Here is an 18,381-nt window from a genome sequence, read left to right as displayed (position 1 = left end):
TTTTAGTGGCGTTTTTCCCAGACGGCACAACCGCTTGCGGTGCGACGACGCTGCAGGTCGGAGAAACCGAATCGGCTGTCTTTTTGTTTGACCGGCGGACGGCCTCTGTGGCTCCATCGACTCACCATGACGATGATGACCTCGCTCGCCGACTCCCTCGCCCGCGCCGCGAAAAGCGCGCTCCGCCAGGCCATTTTGCCGGGCGTGTGCGCCTGCATCACGGCGTATTTCGCCTATTACGCGGTGCATGGGGATCGCGGTCTGGTCGCCATGAAACAGATCAAGAGCGAGATCGCCCAGGCCGAAGCGGTGCTGCAACAGCTCCGCAACGAGCGGGAACGCATGGAACGACGCGCCCAACTGCTGCGCGGCGACAACCTGGACCGCGACATGCTGGACGAGCGGGCGCGCACGATGTTGAACCTGTCGAACCCGCGCGACGTGGTTGTGACGCTGCCCAAGCTGTACGACGCCGACGAGACGGCGGTGGAGAAGCGGCCCAAATCAGTCAATTAACCGAATATCGGTTAATCAGAAATCCGCCTTAAAAAACAGATGTTTGCGCGAGCGCCCAAGCTCGTGTACTGTGCGCGCCATAGCCGCTTCCGGTGCGGGATTTTGCACGCCCGCAACGTTACGGCGACGACGGTTGGTTCAAGACCGTCGCCGCGTGAACCCTGGGGAGGAAACATGGCCGCGTCCCGACGCCGTCCGAAGGCGCAAACCGAGTCTGCGCCCGCTCAAGCCGTCTCATCCGAAGAGCTGCTTCATTATTATCGTGAGATGCTGCTCATCCGCCGTTTCGAAGAAAAGGCGGGCCAGCTGTATGGCATGGGCCTGATCGGCGGTTTCTGCCATCTCTACATCGGCCAGGAAGCCGTCGTCGTCGGCATCCAATCCGCGCTGAACGAAGGCGACAGCGTCATCACCAGCTACCGTGACCACGGCCACATGCTGGCCTGCGGCATGGACGCCAAGGGCGTGATGGCCGAGCTGACCGGCCGCCGTGGCGGTTATTCGCACGGCAAGGGCGGCTCGATGCACATGTTCAGCCGCGAGAAGAATTTCTACGGCGGCCACGGCATCGTCGGCGGCCAGGTGCCGCTGGGGACCGGTCTGGCCTTCGCGCACAAGTACCTGAAGGATGGCGGCATCTCGGCGGTCTATTGCGGCGACGGCGCGATCAACCAGGGTCAGGTTTACGAGAGCTTCAACATGGCGGCGCTGTGGAAGCTGCCGGTGCTCTTCGTCATCGAAAACAACAAGTACGCCATGGGCACCTCGCAGGAGCGCGCCTCGGCCGGTGAACTGCATCAGCGCGGGGCCTCCTACGGGATCCCCGGCTATCAGGTGAACGGCATGGACGTTCTTGAGGTCAAGGCCGCCGCCGACCAGTGGGTGAACTACATCCGCGAAGGCAACGGCCCGGTCATCCTGGAAATGAAGACCTACCGCTACCGTGGTCACTCGATGTCCGATCCGGCCAAGTATCGGACGAAGGAAGAGGTCGAGAAGATGCGGTCGGAATCCGATCCCATCGACCAGCTCAAGGCCAAGCTTCTCGCCGGTGGCCACGCCGACGAGGACAAGCTGAAGGAAATCGACCGCGAGGTGAAAGCCATCGTGATCGAATCGGCGGAATTCGCCCAGCAAAGCCCTGAGCCGGACGCGTCGGAACTCTGGACCGACGTCCTCCTCTAATCCCAACGATCAACGAACAGCGGACGCGGCGTTTGAGGGACGGGAAACCGGAGACCCCACGCCGCCGGAGGTTGAGGAATGCCGATCGAAGTGCTGATGCCGGCCCTGTCCCCCACCATGACCGAGGGGAAGCTGGCGAAGTGGCTGAAGAAGGAAGGTGACTCGGTGAAGTCCGGCGAGGTTCTCGCCGAGATCGAAACCGACAAGGCGACGATGGAAGTCGAGGCGGTGGACGAAGGCCGCATCGGCAAGATCCTGATCGCCGAGGGCACCGACAACGTCGCGGTGAACACCCCCATCGCCGTTCTGCTGGAAGAGGGCGAGGACGCCAGCGCGCTGACCGCCGCCCCGGCTCCGGCCCCGGCTCCGGCCCCGGTTGCGGCTCCGGTTGCGGCCCCGGTTGCGGTTGAGGCTCCGGTCTCGGCTCCGACCGTTCCGGCCGCCCCGGTCGCCGAAGCGGACGCCGAGGAGGAGAAGTTCTTCGCCAAGACCACCAAGCGCACGGTGCGTGAAGCGCTGCGCGACGCCATGGCCGAGGAAATGCGCCGTGACGACAAGGTGTTCGTCATGGGCGAAGAGGTTGCCCAGTATCAGGGTGCCTACAAGGTCACGCAGGGCCTGTTGCAGGAATTCGGTGACGCGCGCGTCATCGACACCCCGATCACCGAAATCGGCTTCGCCGGTCTGGGTGTCGGTGCGTCCTTCAAGGGTCTGCGCCCGGTTGTCGAGTTCATGACGTTCAACTTCGCCATGCAGGCGATTGACCACATCATCAACTCCGCCGCCAAGACGCTGTACATGTCGGGCGGCCAGATGGGCAGCCCCATCGTGTTCCGTGGCCCGAACGGTGCCGCCGCCCGTGTGGGCGCGCAGCACTCCCAGTGCTACGCCTCCTGGTACGCCCATTGCCCGGGCCTGAAGGTCATTGCCCCGTGGTCGGCGGCGGACGCCAAGGGCCTGCTGAAGGCGGCGATCCGCGACCCGAACCCGGTCGTGTTCCTGGAAAACGAAATCCTCTACGGCCAGAGCTTCGAGGTTCCGGACGACGAGGAATTCGTGCTGCCGATCGGCAAGGCCAAGATCGAGCGCAAGGGCAAGGACGTCACCATCACCGCCTTCTCGATCATGGTCGGCCACGCGCTGGCCGCCGCCGAGATCCTGGCGCAGGAGGGCATCGACGCGGAGGTCATCAACCTGCGCACGATCCGTCCGCTCGACACCGCCACCATCGTCAACAGCGTCAAGAAGACCAACCGTCTGGTGTCGGTCGAAGAAGGCTGGCCGTTCGCCGGCATCGGCTCCGAAATGGCCGCGCTGATGATGGAAGAGGCCTTTGACTATCTCGACGCGCCGGTGATCCGCGTGGCGGGCGTTGACGTGCCGATGCCCTACGCCGCCAATCTGGAAAAGCTGGCGCTGCCGCAGGTGGACGACATCGTCAAGGCCGCCAAGCGCGCCTGCTACCGTTGAGAGGAGGGCTGACACGATGACCGTTCAGATTCTGATGCCCGCCCTCTCTCCGACCATGACCGAGGGCAACCTCGCCAAGTGGCTGAAGAAGGAAGGCGACACGGTGAAGTCCGGCGAGGTTCTCGCCGAGATCGAAACCGACAAGGCGACGATGGAAGTCGAAGCCGTGGACGAAGGCCGCATCGGCAAGATCCTGATCCCCGCCGGGACGCAGGGCGTGGCGGTGAACACCCCCATCGCCATCCTGCTGGAAGAGGGCGAGGACGAGAGCGCGCTGTCGGCTCCGGTGGCGGCTCCCGCCGCTGCCGCCGCTCCGGCCCCGGTTGCCGCCGCCGCTCCCGCCGCTGCCGCTCCGGCGGCGGTGGCTCCGGCGTCGGCCCCGCAGGCCGGTGGTGCGCGTCTGTTCGCCAGCCCGCTGGCCCGCCGCATCGCCGAACAGGCTGGAATTGACCTGAAGTCGGTTAAGGGGACCGGCCCGAACGGCCGGATCGTCAAGGCCGACGTGGAGGCCGCCAAGGCCGCCGGTCCGGCCAAGGCCGCTCCGGCCCCGGTTGCGGCGGCCGCCGCGCCGGTCGCCGCCGCCCCGGCTCCGGCCCCCGTCGCCGCCCCGGCCCCGAAGGCCGCCGGTGTGGACGCCAAGGAGCTGTCGGACAAGCTCGGCATGACCTACACGGCCATTCCGAACAGCGGCATGCGCAAGGTCATAGCCCGCCGTCTGGGCGAGGCCAAGCAGACCGTTCCGCATTTCTACCTGACCGTCGACATCGAACTCGACGCGCTGTTGAAGACGCGGACGGAGCTGAACAGCCGGTCGGACGCCTACAAGCTGTCGGTCAACGACTTCGTCATCCGCGCGGTCGCGCTGGCGCTGAAGAAGGTTCCGGCGGCCAACGCCGCCTGGACCGATGAAGCGATCCTGCAATACGACCACGCCGACGTGTCGGTGGCGGTCGCCACCCCGACCGGCCTGATCACCCCGATCATCAAGAAGGCCGAGGGCAAGGGTCTGGCCCAAATCTCGTCCGAGATGAAGGATCTGGCCAAGCGCGCCCGCGATGGCAAGCTGAAGCCGGAAGAGTTCCAGGGCGGCACCTTCTCCATCTCCAACCTCGGCATGTTCGGGGTGAAGGAGTTCGCGGCGATCATCAACCCGCCGCAGGGCTGCATCCTGGCGGTTGGTGCGGGCGAACAGCGTCCGGTGGTGAAGAACGGCGCGTTGGCCGTCGCCACCGTGATGAGCTGCACGCTGTCGGTGGATCACCGTGTGGTCGATGGCGCGGTCGGCGCGGAATTCCTTGCGGCTTTCAAGAAGCTGATCGAGGATCCGTTGTCGATGCTGCTCTGACCCGACCAAGGGAGCCGGATTGTGTCCACCAGCCTTGCCCCACTGCGCGCCGAAATCGACGCCATCGACGACGAGATCATCGCGCTGTTGGGAAAACGTCTGTCCGTCGTCCACCGGGTGGCGCGGGTGAAGCAGGCCGAAGGCCTGCCCGCCGTGTTGCCCGACCGCATCGAAGCGGTGAAGGCGCGGGCGGCGGAGCAGGGACGGGCTTATGGGCTGGATCCGGCTTTCATGGCCACCCTGTACCAGACGATCATCGACGAGGCGTGCCGGGTCGAAGAGGGCATCTTTGCCGCCGGAACCCAGGACGCGCCTCGCTCCTGAATGGGGAGAACACCCTTGGCCGACATGAATTACGACGTCATCGTCATCGGCGGCGGGCCGGGCGGTTACGTGGCGGCGATCCGCGCCGCGCAATTGGGCCTGCACACCGCCGTCATCGAGCGTGAAAACCTGGGCGGCATCTGCCTGAACTGGGGCTGCATCCCGACCAAGGCGCTGCTGCGCTCGGCCGAAGTGCTGCATCTGGCCAAGCACGCCGCCGATTATGGCCTGGTCGTGCAGAACCCGACCTTCGACCTGGAAAAGGTCGTGGCGCGCTCGCGCAAGGTCGCGGGTCAGCTCAACGGCGGTGTCAAGCACCTGCTGAAGAAGAACAAGGTCACGGTCATCGAAGGCTCCGCCAAGCTGGCGGGCAAGGGCGTGGTTGCGGTGTCGAAGGGCAACGCGCCGGTCGGCACCTTTGGGGCCAAGCACATCATCATCGCCACCGGTGCCCGCGCCCGCACGCTGCCCGGCCTGGAAGACGATGGCAAGCTGGTCTGGACCTACCGCAAGGCGATGACGCCCGACGTCATGCCCAAGTCGCTGCTGGTCATCGGCTCTGGCGCCATCGGCATCGAGTTCGCCAGCTTCTACAACGCGCTGGGTGCGAAGGTCACGGTCGTCGAGGTGATGGACCGCATCCTGCCGGTCGAGGACGAGGAAATCTCCGGCCTCGCCCGCAAGGCGTTAGAAAAGCAGGGCATGCGCATCATCACCGGCGGCAAGGCCGGGAACCTGCGCAAGGGGGCCGACAGCGTCACCGTGGCGGTCGAGCATGGCGGCAAGACGGAAGACATCACCGTTGACCGCGTGATCGTCGCCGTCGGCATCTCGCCGAACACGGAAAATCTCGGGCTGGAGAACACCAAGGTCAAGACCGACCGTGGTCACATCCAGACCAACCCCTATTGCGAGACCGACGAGCCGGGCGTGTACGCCATCGGCGACGTCACCGGCGCGCCCTGGTTGGCCCACAAGGCCAGCCACGAGGGCGTGATCGTGGCGGAGCACATCGCGGGCAAGCACCCGCACCCGCTGAACGTCCGCAACATCCCGGGCTGCACCTATTCCCACCCGCAGGTCGCTTCGGTCGGCCTGACGGAGAAGAAGGCCAAGGAGTTGGGGCATGAGGTGAAGGTCGGCCGTTTCCCCTTCGTGGGCAACGGCAAGGCCATCGCGCTGGGCGAGCCGGAGGGTCTGGTCAAGACCGTGTTCGACGCCAAGACCGGCGAACTGCTGGGCGCGCACATGATCGGAGCCGAGGTGACGGAGCTGATCCAGGGTTACGGCGTCGCCAAGACCATGGAAACCACCGAAGCCGAACTGATGCACACGGTGTTCCCGCACCCGACCCTGTCGGAAATGATGCATGAGTCGGTGCTTGATGCCTATGGGCGCGCGATCCATTTCTAATCCGGATCGCCGTTCCTGATCCTGTGATGCGTCATGCCCGGCCCCACAGCCGGGCATGACCGCATCGCGGGGTGCGTTTCAGCTTGACCGGGCGCGCGATCCGGCCTATCCGCCGGGGGCTGTCCGCCAATGTGGGCGGGCGCGCCGCTGTCACCGTTCCTTTCTTCGGGGCCGCCACGCGTCGGCGGTCGGGAGTCGTTCCGCCATGTCCCTCGTCGACCAGACCGATAAGCTGCGCCATCCCGAAAAGGCCCACAAGCCGGACAACCCGATCCAGCGCAAACCCGCCTGGATCCGCGTCAAGGCCCCGATGAGCCAGGAGTACAACGAGACGCGCAGCCTGATGCGCGGCTTGAAGCTCAACACGGTGTGCGAAGAGGCGGCGTGCCCCAACATCGGCGAATGCTGGAAGCAGAAGCACGCGACCTTCATGATTCTGGGGTCGATCTGCACGCGCGGTTGTGCGTTCTGCAACGTGGAAACCGGCCGCCCGGACAAGCTGGACCCGCATGAGCCGGAGAAGGTGGCGGAGGCCGTCGGGCAGTTGAAGCTGCACCACGTCGTCATCACCTCCGTCGACCGCGACGATCTGGAGGATGGCGGGGCGGAGCATTTCGCCCGCACCATCCGCGCGGTGCGCGCGGCCTCGCCCAGCACCACCATCGAAATCCTGACCCCCGACTTCCAGAAGAAGAAGGGCGCGGTTGAGGTCGTGGTCGAGTCCCGCCCCGACGTGTTCAACCACAATCTGGAAACCGTGCCGCGCCTGTACCCGACCATCCGTCCGGGTGCCCGCTATTTCACCTCGCTGCAACTGCTGGCGCGGGTGAAGGAACTGGATCCGACCATCTTCACCAAGTCCGGCATGATGGCCGGGCTGGGCGAGACGAAGGAGGAGGTCGGGCAGGTGATGGACGATCTCCGCGCCGCCGATGTGGACTTTTTGACGATTGGGCAGTATCTCCAGCCGACGCCCAAGCACGCGGCGGTCGATCGCTTCGTGACGCCGGAGGAGTTCGACGGCTATTCGACGATGGGCCGGGGCAAGGGCTTCCTGCTGGTGGCGTCGTCGCCGTTGACGCGCTCGTCCTACCACGCGGGCGACGATTTTGCGAAACTGCGGGAGGCGCGCCTGCGCAAGCTGGGGGCCACCGTCGGCTGATCGCAGCCGGACTGAGGGATTGGACAGGGTACGGGTATGCCGACGCACGCGGAAAAGAAGACACTTCCCTACACGCCGGAGCAGATGTACGCGCTGGTCGCCGATGTGGAGAAGTACCCGGAATTTCTGCCCTGGTGTCTGGCCGCCCGCATCCGCAAGCGCGAAGGCGCTGTGATGTTCGCGGACCTCATCATCGGATTCAAGATGGTCCGCGAACGCTTCACCTCGCGGGTGGAGCTGAACGAGGCCGAGCGGCGGATCAACGTCCAATACACCGACGGGCCGTTCCAGTATCTCAACAATCACTGGATTTTCCTGGATCATCCGGGCGGTTGCTGCGTCGATTTCTACGTCGATTTCGAATTCCGCTCCAAGATGCTCCAATCCATCATGGGCCTGCTGTTCAACGAGGCGGTGCGCCGGATGGTCCACGCCTTTGAAACGCGGGCGGAAAAGCTGTACGGCCCTGCCGCCGCGTCCAAGGTGTGAAGCTTGACGGCGTAACGGTTAGCGGAAACTGCCGGTCGGGCGGGCCAGACGCAGACGTTCCAGCGCGGCCTGCACCGTCGCCATGCGCACGGCGCTGCGGTCGCCGCTGAAGGTGTATTCCTTGGCCCGCGCGTCCGCCCCGCGCACGGCGGTGGCGATGTAGACGCGGCCAACCGGCTTTTCATCGCTGCCACCGTCCGGCCCGGCGATGCCGGTGACGGCCACCGTCACATCGGCGCGCGATCGCGCCAGCGCACCAACCGCCATCGCCACCGCCACCTCCGGGCTGACCGCGCCATGGGCGTGCAGCAGGCTGGCGGGGACGCGCAGCATCTCCGTCTTGGCGATGTTGGTGTAGGTGACGAAGCCACGATCCACCACCTTGGACGATCCGGCGATGTCGGTCAGCGCCCCGGCGATCAGGCCGCCGGTGCAGGATTCCGCCGTCGCGATCATGTAACCGGCCAATCCATACTCGGCGAGCGTCTGCGCGGCGAGATCACGGATGAGATCGGGGAACATCGGCACATTTCTCCCGGTGCAGGGTCGGACGCTGGCGCAGCTTAACCCGTTAACCCTTTCGGTTGGAAGAGATCCCGCGCGGGACTCCGGCGTCAACCGGGCAGGCGGACGGTGGCGGCGGCCTGGGCGGCGATGCCCTCGCCACGCCCGGTGAAGCCCAGCCGTTCGGTGGTGGTTGCCTTCACGCTGACCCTGTCCAGGGCGATGCCCAATATTTCGGCAATCCGTGCGGCCATGGCGGCGCGGTGCGGGCCGACCTTCGGGCGTTCGCAAACGATGGTCACATCGACATGGGCGATGATTCCGCCGCGTTCGGCCACCAGATCGGCGGCGTGGCGCAGAAAGCGGGCGCTGTCCGCGCCGCGCCATTGCGGATCGCTGGGGGGGAAATGGCTGCCGATGTCCCCGGCGGCGATGGCCCCCAGCAGCGCGTCGGTCAGCGCGTGCAGGCCGACATCGGCGTCGGAATGGCCGTCCAGCCCCTTGTCGTGCGGAACCCGCAGCCCGCAGAGGGTGACGAAATCCCCGTCGGTGAAGCGGTGGACGTCAAAGCCGGTGCCGGTGCGGACGTCGCCCAACCCGGCCATCAGAACACGGGCGGCGCGGGTCAGATCGTCGGGCGTGGTCACTTTGAAATTGTCCTCGGTGGCGGGAATGAGGCGGACGGACAACCCGGCCTGTTCGGCCACCGCCGCGTCGTCGGTCAAACCCAGACCGGCCGCCGCGCGGTGAGCGTGGAGGATGGCGTCAAAACGGAAGCCCTGGGGGGTCTGCGCCCGCCACAACCCGGTCCGCTCCACCGTGCTGGCGACCAGCCCGTCCGCGCCGCGCTTGAGCGTGTCGGTGACCGGAACGGCGGCAATCGCCCCCGGCGCGTCGTCGAGCGCGGCGATGACGGCGGTGATGGTCGCCGGATCGATCAGCGGGCGGGCGGCGTCGTGAATCAGCACGCGGGCGGGGGTGGGGATGGGAGTGGGCGAGTCGGCGGCCAGCGCCTCCAACCCGTTGCGCACCGAATCCTGACGGGTCGCGCCACCGGCCACCGGCTCCGGCAGGTCCAGACCGGCAACGGCGCGGTCATACTCGGCCCGCCACGCCGGATCGATCACCACACGGACGCCGCTGATTTGGGGATGACGCAGAAAGGCCAGCACCGTCCGTCGCAGGATCGGCGCGCCCAGCACATCCAGATACTGCTTGGGCCGCTCCGCCCCGAATCGTTGCCCGGACCCACCGGCGACGATCAGGGCGACGCAGGGGGAGGCCGGGACAGGCGGGGTGGAGCGGGGCAGGGGCGCGCCGGAGGGCATGGACATGACTCGTATGACCGAATGAAACGGTGAAAGACCGTCAAGGACCCTTGACGGGATCGCGGCGGAGCCTAGCCTGTCGCCGTGGTTCCGCCAAGACCCGCGTCCGGCCCTGTCAATGGATGGTGCAGCCGGGGCGCGGCGGCGGGGGACAGGAGCGCGGTCGGCCTGATGTCGCAGAATTTTCTTTTGAGTGTCACGGCGTTGCTGGCCCTGCTGCCCGCATCGGTCTACCCCTATCGCCGTGTGGCGGGCCGGGGGGAGGATGGGCGCGGCTGGGCCTTTTGGGGGGCGCTGCTGCTGGCCGCCGCCGGGCCGGGCATGTGGGCCATCCTCCAGGTGGCCGGGCAATGGCAAACCGGCTTTTCGACCGCGCTGTGGGTGACGGTCGCCGCCTGCATGGCGCTGTTCCTGCCGCTGAGCCGCCTGCACCGGGTGGCGTGGCGGCTGGCCCCGCTGCTGCTGCCCTATCTGTTCGTCGTCGGCGCGCTGGCGACGCTGACCGAGGACGCGCGCGCGCCGATCATGCGCGGCAACGCGCCGGGGCTGTGGATCGACCTGCACATCGCCGTGTCGGTCTTCACCTACGCCCTGCTGACGTTGAGCGCGGTCGCCTCGCTCGCCGCGTTTCTGCAGGAGCGGGCGTTGAAGCGCAAAAGCCCCACCCCCTTGACCCGCTTCCTGCCGCCGGTGGCCGAAAGCGAGCGGCTGCAACTGCGCCTGTTGATCGCGTCCGAAGCGGTGCTGGGCATCGGGCTGGCCACCGGGATGGCGGTGCTGCATTTCGAACAGGGAACCACGCTGCGTCTGGATCACAAGACGCTGCTGTCGCTGGCGACCTTCGTGGTGGTGGGGGCGCTGCTGATCGCCCAGCACCTCACCGGCATGCGCGGGCGCAGGGCGGCGCGGCTGGTGCTGATCGCCTATCTGTTGCTGACGTTGGCCTATCCGGGGGTCAAGTTCGTGTCCACCATCCTGTTGGGACATCCGGCCTGGAGCTGACGCGCGGGGCTGAAGCGGCCCGAAACGCGTTGAAGCGTCACCGGAATTCCTTGAAACGCCAATGCGACTCGGGCTTCGCACTTGCACAATGATGCATATTCGTGCTAGGGTGCCTAATTCCTCATCATACACCCGTTTTGCCCATCACACGGGCAGGTGCGAATGACCCTTCAAATCGGCCCCATCACGCTCGCCGGTCCCGTCATCCTGGCCCCCATGTCGGGCGTCACCGATCTGCCCTTTCGCCGGTTGGTGAAGCGCGCGGGCTGCGGCCTTGTGGTGTCGGAGATGGTCGCCAGCCAGGCGATGATCCGCGAGAATCGCGAAACCCTGCGCATGGTCCAGACCGAACCGGAAGAATTTCCGATGGCGGTCCAACTCGCCGGGTGCGAGCCGGAGGTGATGGCCGAGGCGGCCAAGCTGAACGAGGATCGCGGGGCCGCGCTGATCGACCTGAATTTCGGCTGCCCGGTCAAGAAGGTGGTGAACGGCAACGCCGGGTCGTCGCTGATGCGCGATGAAGTCCACGCCGCCCGCATTCTGGAGGCGACGGTCAAGGCCGTGCGCATCCCCGTCACCCTGAAGATGCGCACCGGCTGGGACGAAAGCAACCGCAACGCCCCGACGCTGGCCCGCATCGCGCAGGACTGCGGGATCAAAATGATCACGGTGCATGGCCGCACCCGCAACCAGTTCTACACCGGCTCCGCCGACTGGTCCTTTGTCCGCCGGGTGAAAGAGGCGGTGTCGCTGCCGGTCATCGTCAACGGTGACATCACGTCGTTGGAGGCGGTGGACGCGGCGCTGGCGCAATCCGGGGCCGATGGGGTGATGATCGGGCGCGGGGCCTATGGCCGCCCCTGGTTCCCCGCGCAGGTGATGCGCCATCTGGAGGGCGGCACGCCGCTGCCCGATCCGTCTTTGCCGGAGCGGATGGACACGCTGCTGGAGCATTTCGACGCCATGCTGACCCATTACGGGGTGGAGGGCGGCGTGCGCGTCGCCCGCAAGCATGTGGCCTGGTACACCACCGGCATCCGCGATTCCAACGAGTTCCGCCAGGAGGTCAACCGGTTGGGCGATCCCGAGGCGGTGCGCCGCTGCATCCGTGATTTCTTCCTGCCGGCAATCGAAAGGATGGCCGCCTGATGGACCCCCTGCCGACCGATGATCCGCCGCCGCGCGGCCGCAGCCGGAGCCGTTCCTCCGCCGCCCGTCCAACCAGCATAGACCCGTCGGTGGTTCTCAACGCGCTGCCCGACCCGGTGCTGGTGATTGATGGAGCCAACGAGATCCGCTTCGTCAATCTGGAGGCGCAGGAGTTTTTCGACCTGTCCTTCAATTCCATGGCCGGAATGGCTCTCACCGAACTGCTGCCGCCCGACAGCCCGGTTCTGGGCCTGATCGCGCAGGTGCGGCGCGGCAGCCGCCGGGTGTCGCAGGAAGGGGTGGTGATCGACACCCCGCGCATCGGCCCGCACCATGTGACGGTGCAGGTGGCGACCATGGGCGAACCATCGGACCATCTGTTGCTGACGGTGCATGAGCGGTCCATCGCCCGCAAGATCGACAATTCGCTGACCCACCGCCACGCCGCCCGCTCCGTCACCGCCATGGCGGCGATGCTGGCGCATGAGGTGAAAAACCCGCTGTCCGGCATCCGGGGCGCGGCCCAGCTTCTGGAAGAGAACGCGCACGAGCAGGACCGCGTGTTGACCCGGCTGATCTGCGATGAGGCCGACCGCATCGTCGCCCTGGTCAACCGGATGGAGGTGTTTTCCGACGAGCGCCCGCTGGAGCGCGCCGATGTGAACATTCACACCGTGCTGGAGCATGTCCGCACCATCGCCCAAAGCGGGTTTGCCCGAAAAATACGCTTTATTGAGCGCTATGACCCGTCTTTGCCCCCGGTTTATGGGAATCGCGACCAACTTGTGCAGGTTTTCCTAAACCTGATTAAAAATGCGGCAGAAGCTGCCCCCGAAACAGGCGGTGAGATCACGCTCAGCACATCCTATCAGCAGGGTGTGCGCATGGCGCTTCCGGGCGGCGACACCCGGTTGCATCTGCCGTTGCTGGTCTCCGTTCAGGATAATGGCGACGGCATCCCGGAAGACCTGCGCTCCAACCTGTTCGACCCGTTCGTGACCAGCAAGGTGAACGGAACTGGCCTTGGTCTTGCATTGGTGGCGAAACTCATTGGCGATCATGGCGGAACCATCGAGTTCGACAGCCAGCCGCGCCGAACCGTCTTCAAGGTGTCGCTGCCCATGTATGATGATTCGCAGATGTCCCAGGGTGTTTCGATGGTCCGGGGCGGTCGGGGGAGTCGTTGATGACTGCGGCGACCATCCTCATCGCGGACGACGACCGCGCCATCCGCACCGTTCTCACCCAGGCGTTGGGCCGGTTGGGGCACGAGGTGCGCACCACCGGCAACGCCGCCACCCTGTGGCGCTGGGTGGCCGACGGCCAGGGCGATCTGGTCATCACCGACGTGGTGATGCCCGATGAAAACGGCCTGGACCTGATTCCGCGCATCAAGAAGCTGCGGCCCGAATTGCGCGTCATCGTGATGAGCGCGCAAAACACGTTGATCACCGCGCTGAAGGCGGCTGAACGTGGCGCGTTCGAATATCTGCCCAAACCCTTCGACCTGAAGGAGCTGGTGTCGGTGGTGGAGCGGGCGCTGAACGCCAACACCCCCGCCGCGCCGATGGCGGGCGATCCGAACGACGGCGACGAGCAATTGCCGCTGATTGGCCGCTCCCCGGCGATGCAGGAAATCTACCGGGTGCTCGCCCGCCTGATGGGGACCGACCTGACGGTGATGATCACCGGCGAGTCCGGGACCGGCAAGGAGCTGGTGGCCCGTGCCCTGCACGATTACGGCAAGCGGCGCAACGGGGCCTTTGTCGCCATCAACATGGCGGCCATCCCGCGCGAATTGATCGAATCCGAACTGTTCGGCCACGAGAAGGGGGCCTTCACCGGGGCGACCAACCGGTCGACCGGGCGGTTTGAACAGGCCCAGGGCGGGACCCTGTTCCTCGACGAAATCGGCGACATGCCGCTGGAGGCGCAAACCCGCCTGCTGCGCGTGTTGCAGGAGGGCGAATACACGACGGTCGGCGGGCGCACCCCGATCAAGACCGACGTGCGCATCATCGCCGCCACCCACCGCGATCTGCGGACGCTGATCCGCCAGGGCCTGTTCCGCGAGGATCTGTTCTACCGGCTGTGCGTGGTCCCCATCCGTCTGCCGCCGCTGCGCGAGCGGACGGAGGATGTGCCGCTGCTGGTCCGCCATTTCCTGAATCTCGGCATCAGCCAGGGGCTGCCCGCCAAGAGCATCGACCAGGGGGCGATGGACCGGTTGAAGCGCTATCGCTGGCCGGGCAACGTCCGCGAGTTGGAAAATCTGGTCCGTCGTCTGGCCGCGCTCTATTCCCAGGAGGTCATCAGCCTGGATGTGGTTGAGGCCGAACTGGCCGACGCCACCCCCGCCGCCCAGCCGGTGGAGGAAACCCAGAGCGAGGGCCTGTCGGCGGCGGTCGAACGCCATCTGAAGGATTATTTCGCCGCGCACAAGGACGGCATCCCGTCCAACGGTCTGTATGACCGGGTGCTGCGCGAGATCGAGCGGCCCCTGATCTCGCTCAGCCTGTCGGCGACGCGCGGCAACCAGATCAAGGCGGCGCAGATGCTGGGGTTGAACCGCAACACCCTGCGCAAGAAGATCCGGGACCTCGACATCCAGGTGATGCGCGGCATCAAGTGAGCGGTCGTTGGCGGGCGCGCTTGTGACTTTTCTGCGACAGCGCTTCTGCCCCTTCGCCGCAACGGCGGGAAAGGGGCAGAATCCGCTTGAAAACGGGCTTGCGGTTGTCGCTTGGCAATGCGGCAACAGAGGTGTATCATTCCGGCAACAGAGTCGCGCCGGATCATGACCTCCACGACAGACAGTCAAACCCCTTTGTGGCAACGCGTTCTCCGCTGGTCGGCCCGCATGGGGTTGACCAAGCGTCTGGCGGTCGCGCTGTCGCTGGCAGCGCTCGCCGCCGGTTTTGCCACCTACGCGGCGATGACGGAAAGCGCGCCGTTCGGTCAATCCAACCCGCGCACTGTCACCCTGCTGCTGACGCTGGATCTGGCGCTGCTGCTGACGCTGGGCGTGTTGATTTCCCGCCGGATCGTCGGAATCTGGATGGGGCGGCGGCGTGGACTGGCCGGATCGCGGCTGCACACCCGGCTCGTTCTGGTGTTCAGCCTGCTGGCGGTGGCCCCGGCCATCATCATGGCGGTGTTTTCCACCATCTTCTTTTACGTGGGTGTGCAAAGCTGGTTCAGCGACCGGGTCCGCACGGCGGTGAATGAATCGTTGGTGGTCGCCAGCGCCTATCTGCACGAACATCAGCAGAACATCCGCGCCGACGCGCTGGCCATGGCCAACGATCTGTCGCAGGAAGCCCGGCTGTCGAGCGACCCGCAGCGGTTCGAGCAGATCGTCGCCACCCAATCCATGCTGCGCGCGCTTTCCGAAGCCATCGTGTTCAACGGGACCACCGGGGCGATCATCGCGCGGTCGGGATACACCTTCACCCTGGAGTTCGATCCGATTTCCGAAGAAAAGCTCCAGATCGCCCGGCGTGGCGACGTGGTGCTCATCATCAGCCAGAACGACGACCGCGTCCGCGCGCTGGTGTCGCTGGAACGGGGATCGGACACCTTCCTCTATGTCGGGCGGATGGTGGAACCGCGCGTGCTGTCGCACATGGCCGCCGCGCAAGGCGCGGTGCGCGAGTATGACGACCTGGAAAACCAGCGCGGCAGCCTGCAAATCACCTTCACCCTGATTTTCCTGGTGGTGGCGCTGCTGCTGCTGCTGGCGGCGGTGTGGGCCGGGCTGAATTTCGCGACGCGGTTGGCCCGCCCGATCAGCGCCTTGATCGGCGCGGCGGAACGGGTGCGCGCCGGTGATCTGACCGTGCGCGTTTCCGAACCGCCGGGGGATGACGAGTTCGTCCTGCTGTCCCGCGCCTTCAACCGCATGACGACGGAAATCGAGGGGCAGCGGCGTGAACTGCTGTCGGCCAACCGGCTGCTGGACGAGCGGCGGCGCTTCACCGAAACCGTGCTGTCGGGCGTGTCCGCCGGGGTGCTCGGCCTGGACGGCAACGGCTGCATCAACCTGCCCAACCGGTCGGCCGCGCGCCTGCTGGGGGTGGAGGATCCCGAAACCCTGATCGGCGTCGCGCTGACCGATCTGTCGCCGGACATGGCCGATCTGCTGGACAACGCGCCCAAGCGACCGGGCCGGGTGGTCCAGGATCAAATCCAGCTCCGCCGCCCCGGCTCGCCCACCCTGACCCTGCTGGTCCGCATCGCGGCGGAGGGGCGCAGCGGCGAGGTGCGCGGCTATGTCGTCACCTTCGACGACATCACCGAACTGGTGTCCGCCCAGCGCAAGGCGGCCTGGGCCGATGTGGCCCGGCGCATCGCCCACGAGATCAAGAATCCGCTGACGCCGATCCAATTGTCGGCGGAACGGCTGCGGCGGAAATATTTGAAGGAAATAACCAGCGACACCGAGGTGTTCACCCTGTGCACGGACACCATCGTCCGGCAGGTGGACGACATCCGTCGCATGGTCGATGAGTTTTCCGCCTTCGCCCGCATGCCCCAGCCGGTGATGAAACCCTGCAACCTCAACGATCTGGTGCGGCAGGCGGTGTTCCTGCAATCCAACGCCCACAGCGGCAGCATCCGGTTCGACACCCGGCTGTCCAACGGGCCGCTGACCGTGGTGTGCGACAGCCGCCAGATCTCGCAGGTGCTGACCAACCTGTTGCAGAACGCCGCCGACGCCATCGAAGGCCGCAGCCCATCGGCCGACGGCAGCCCGCTGCCCGGCGGGGAGGTGTCGATCAGCGTAGCGAACGACGAGGACAAGGTCACGCTGACCATCGAGGACAACGGCAAGGGTCTGCCGACCGACGAGCAGCGCGACCGGTTGACCGAACCCTATGTGACGACGCGGGCCAAAGGGACCGGCCTGGGGCTGGCGATCGTCAAGAAGATCATGGAGGACCATGGCGGCGTGCTGAGCCTGAACGACCGCGACAGCGGTGTCGGCGCGCGCGTCACCCTGGTCATCCCACACCCGGTTGCGGCCATGGCGGACGCCGCCGGACGCGACGACAGGCCGGCGGAGACCGGCGGAGAGACGAGGCAAGCGGCCCATGGCGCATGACATTCTGATCGTCGATGACGAAGCCGACATTCGGATGCTGATCGCGGGCATCCTGAACGACGAAGGCATCAAAACGCGCGAGGCCGCCGACGCCGATCAGGCCTTTGCCCAGGTGTCGGCGCGGCGGCCCAGCCTGGTGGTGCTCGACATCTGGCTTCAGGGCAGCCGTCTGGACGGTTTGCAGATCCTGGAACAGTTGATGCGCGACCACGCCAACCTGCCGGTCATCATGATGTCGGGCCATGGCAACATCGAAACCGCCGTCCAGGCGATCAAGATCGGGGCCTATGACTTTGTCGAAAAGCCGTTCAAGGCTGACCGCCTGCTGCTGATGGTCGAGCGCGCCATCGAGGCGTCGCGGCTGAAGCGGGAGAACCAGGAACTGAAGCTGCGGGCGGGCGGCGACCTGGAGATGATCGGCCGCTCCCCCGCCGTCAATCAGGTGCGCCAGAGCATCGACAAGGTGGCCCCCACCGGCAGCCGCGTGCTGATCACCGGCCCGGCCGGGTCGGGCAAGGAGGTGGTGGCCCGCCTAATCCACGCCCGTTCCCGCCGCAACGACGGCCCCTTTGTCGGCCTGAACTGCGCCACCATGCGGCCCGAGCGGCTGGAGATGGAGCTGTTCGGGACCGAGTCCGGAGTGGATGGCCATGGCCGCAAGATCGGCACCTTCGAACAAGCCCATGGCGGCACGCTGCTGCTGGACGAGGTCGCCGACATGCCGCTGGAAACCCAAGGCAAGATCGTGCGCGCCCTGCAGGAACAGGTGTTCGAGCGGGTCGGCGGCGGCCACCGGGTCGAGGTCGATGTCCGGGTGATCGCCACTTCGAACCGCGATCTGCAAGCGGAGATCGAGCAAGGCCGATTTCGCCAGGATCTGTTCTACCGTCTGTCGGTGGTTCCGATCCGCGTTCCGTCCCTGACCGAACGGCGGGAGGACATCCCGCATCTGGCCCGCCACTTCATGCAGCGGTCGGCCGAAGCCGCCGGTCTGCCGGTGCGCGAGTTCGGCGAGGACGCGATGGCGGCCCTCCAGGCCTATGACTGGCCGGGCAACGTGCGCCAACTGCGCAACGTGGTGGATTGGCTGCTGATCATGGCGCAGGGCGACCCGAAGGAACCGATCCGCGCCGACACCCTGCCGCCGGAAATCGGCGCGATCACCCCGACCGTGCTGAAATGGGACAAGGGCGGCGAGATCATGGGCCTGCCCCTGCGCGAAGCCCGCGAGGTGTTCGAGCGGGAGTATCTGTTGGCCCAGGTCACGCGCTTTGGCGGCAACATCTCCCGCACCGCGTCCTTTGTCGGCATGGAACGCTCCGCCCTGCACCGCAAGCTGAAGTCGCTGGGCGTGCACGGCAGCGAAAAGGGCAAGCTGTTTCTGGAATGA

General features: G+C 66.2%; 16 protein-coding genes. 14 read left to right on the top strand and 2 right to left on the bottom strand.

Annotated elements, in window-relative coordinates:
* The first annotated feature begins 126 nt into the window (after window positions 1-126).
* The 8 genes from EJ903_RS02955 (at window position 127) to EJ903_RS02920 (ending at window position 7,904) form a co-directional block, all read left to right on the top strand.
* A complete protein-coding gene (locus EJ903_RS02955) occupies window positions 127-516 on the top strand; it encodes an FtsB family cell division protein (protein WP_126611983.1) in 390 nt (129 codons plus the stop codon).
* A gap of 174 nt (window positions 517-690) precedes the next feature.
* Window positions 691-1,701, top strand: coding sequence for a pyruvate dehydrogenase (acetyl-transferring) E1 component subunit alpha (gene pdhA / locus EJ903_RS02950; RefSeq protein WP_174237236.1), 1,011 nt, complete (start codon window positions 691-693; stop codon window positions 1,699-1,701).
* A gap of 78 nt (window positions 1,702-1,779) precedes the next feature.
* Window positions 1,780-3,171: a pyruvate dehydrogenase complex E1 component subunit beta gene (locus EJ903_RS02945; protein ID WP_126611981.1), complete on the top strand. Its 1,392-nt coding sequence runs from the start codon at window positions 1,780-1,782 to the stop codon at window positions 3,169-3,171.
* A 16-nt stretch (window positions 3,172-3,187) separates the two neighbouring features.
* Entirely contained in the window at window positions 3,188-4,516 is a 1,329-nt protein-coding gene (locus EJ903_RS02940) for a pyruvate dehydrogenase complex dihydrolipoamide acetyltransferase (protein WP_126611979.1), read from the top strand.
* Between the two features lie 21 nt (window positions 4,517-4,537).
* Window positions 4,538-4,840, top strand: a complete 303-nt coding sequence (locus EJ903_RS02935) for a chorismate mutase (protein WP_126611977.1) — start codon at window positions 4,538-4,540, stop codon at window positions 4,838-4,840.
* Window positions 4,841-4,855: 15 nt separating this feature from the next.
* On the top strand, window positions 4,856-6,253 hold the full coding sequence (gene lpdA / locus EJ903_RS02930; RefSeq protein WP_126611975.1) for a dihydrolipoyl dehydrogenase: 1,398 nt from the start codon (window positions 4,856-4,858) through the stop codon (window positions 6,251-6,253).
* Between the two features lie 205 nt (window positions 6,254-6,458).
* Window positions 6,459-7,415, top strand: coding sequence for a lipoyl synthase (gene lipA / locus EJ903_RS02925; protein ID WP_126611973.1), 957 nt, complete (start codon window positions 6,459-6,461; stop codon window positions 7,413-7,415).
* A 36-nt stretch (window positions 7,416-7,451) separates the two neighbouring features.
* Entirely contained in the window at window positions 7,452-7,904 is a 453-nt protein-coding gene (locus EJ903_RS02920; RefSeq protein ID WP_126611971.1) for a type II toxin-antitoxin system RatA family toxin, read from the top strand.
* Between the two features lie 18 nt (window positions 7,905-7,922).
* Here the strand turns inward: EJ903_RS02920 and EJ903_RS02915 are convergent, their stop codons facing one another.
* Both EJ903_RS02915 and EJ903_RS02910 read right to left on the bottom strand, forming a co-directional pair.
* Window positions 7,923-8,426, bottom strand: a complete 504-nt coding sequence (locus tag EJ903_RS02915; RefSeq protein WP_126611969.1) for a CinA family protein — start codon at window positions 8,424-8,426, stop codon at window positions 7,923-7,925.
* Window positions 8,427-8,518: 92 nt separating this feature from the next.
* Window positions 8,519-9,736 carry a bifunctional 2-C-methyl-D-erythritol 4-phosphate cytidylyltransferase/2-C-methyl-D-erythritol 2,4-cyclodiphosphate synthase gene (locus EJ903_RS02910; protein ID WP_126612529.1) on the bottom strand — a complete coding sequence of 406 codons (1,218 nt, stop codon included), beginning with the start codon at window positions 9,734-9,736 and terminating at the stop codon, window positions 8,519-8,521.
* 171 nt (window positions 9,737-9,907) lie between these two features.
* Here EJ903_RS02910 and EJ903_RS02905 point away from each other — a divergent pair, with 171 nt between their 5' ends.
* The 6 genes from EJ903_RS02905 (at window position 9,908) to ntrX (ending at window position 18,381) form a co-directional block, all read left to right on the top strand.
* Window positions 9,908-10,738 (top strand): cytochrome C assembly family protein, encoded by an 831-nt coding sequence (locus EJ903_RS02905; RefSeq protein WP_126611967.1) that lies wholly within the window; start codon window positions 9,908-9,910, stop codon window positions 10,736-10,738.
* 162 nt (window positions 10,739-10,900) lie between these two features.
* On the top strand, window positions 10,901-11,887 hold the full coding sequence (gene dusB, locus EJ903_RS02900; protein ID WP_126611965.1) for a tRNA dihydrouridine synthase DusB: 987 nt from the start codon (window positions 10,901-10,903) through the stop codon (window positions 11,885-11,887).
* Window positions 11,887-13,074: a two-component system sensor histidine kinase NtrB gene (locus EJ903_RS02895; protein WP_126611963.1), complete on the top strand. Its 1,188-nt coding sequence runs from the start codon at window positions 11,887-11,889 to the stop codon at window positions 13,072-13,074. Before dusB ends, EJ903_RS02895 begins: the two co-directional genes overlap by 1 nt.
* Complete coding sequence (gene ntrC, locus EJ903_RS02890) at window positions 13,074-14,519, top strand: nitrogen regulation protein NR(I) (protein WP_126611961.1); 1,446 nt, start codon at window positions 13,074-13,076, stop codon at window positions 14,517-14,519. The genes EJ903_RS02895 and ntrC overlap by 1 nt, the downstream gene beginning before the upstream one ends.
* Window positions 14,520-14,684: 165 nt before the next feature.
* On the top strand, window positions 14,685-16,991 hold the full coding sequence (locus EJ903_RS02885) for a sensor histidine kinase NtrY-like (protein ID WP_126611959.1): 2,307 nt from the start codon (window positions 14,685-14,687) through the stop codon (window positions 16,989-16,991).
* Window positions 16,981-18,381: a nitrogen assimilation response regulator NtrX gene (gene ntrX, locus EJ903_RS02880; RefSeq protein WP_126611957.1), complete on the top strand. Its 1,401-nt coding sequence runs from the start codon at window positions 16,981-16,983 to the stop codon at window positions 18,379-18,381. The genes EJ903_RS02885 and ntrX overlap by 11 nt, the downstream gene beginning before the upstream one ends.

Source organism: Azospirillum griseum (genome assembly GCF_003966125.1).
In the GTDB taxonomy this organism is placed as follows: Bacteria; Pseudomonadota; Alphaproteobacteria; order Azospirillales; family Azospirillaceae; genus Azospirillum; species Azospirillum griseum.
This window is presented reverse-complemented; position numbering and strand designations above follow the sequence as displayed.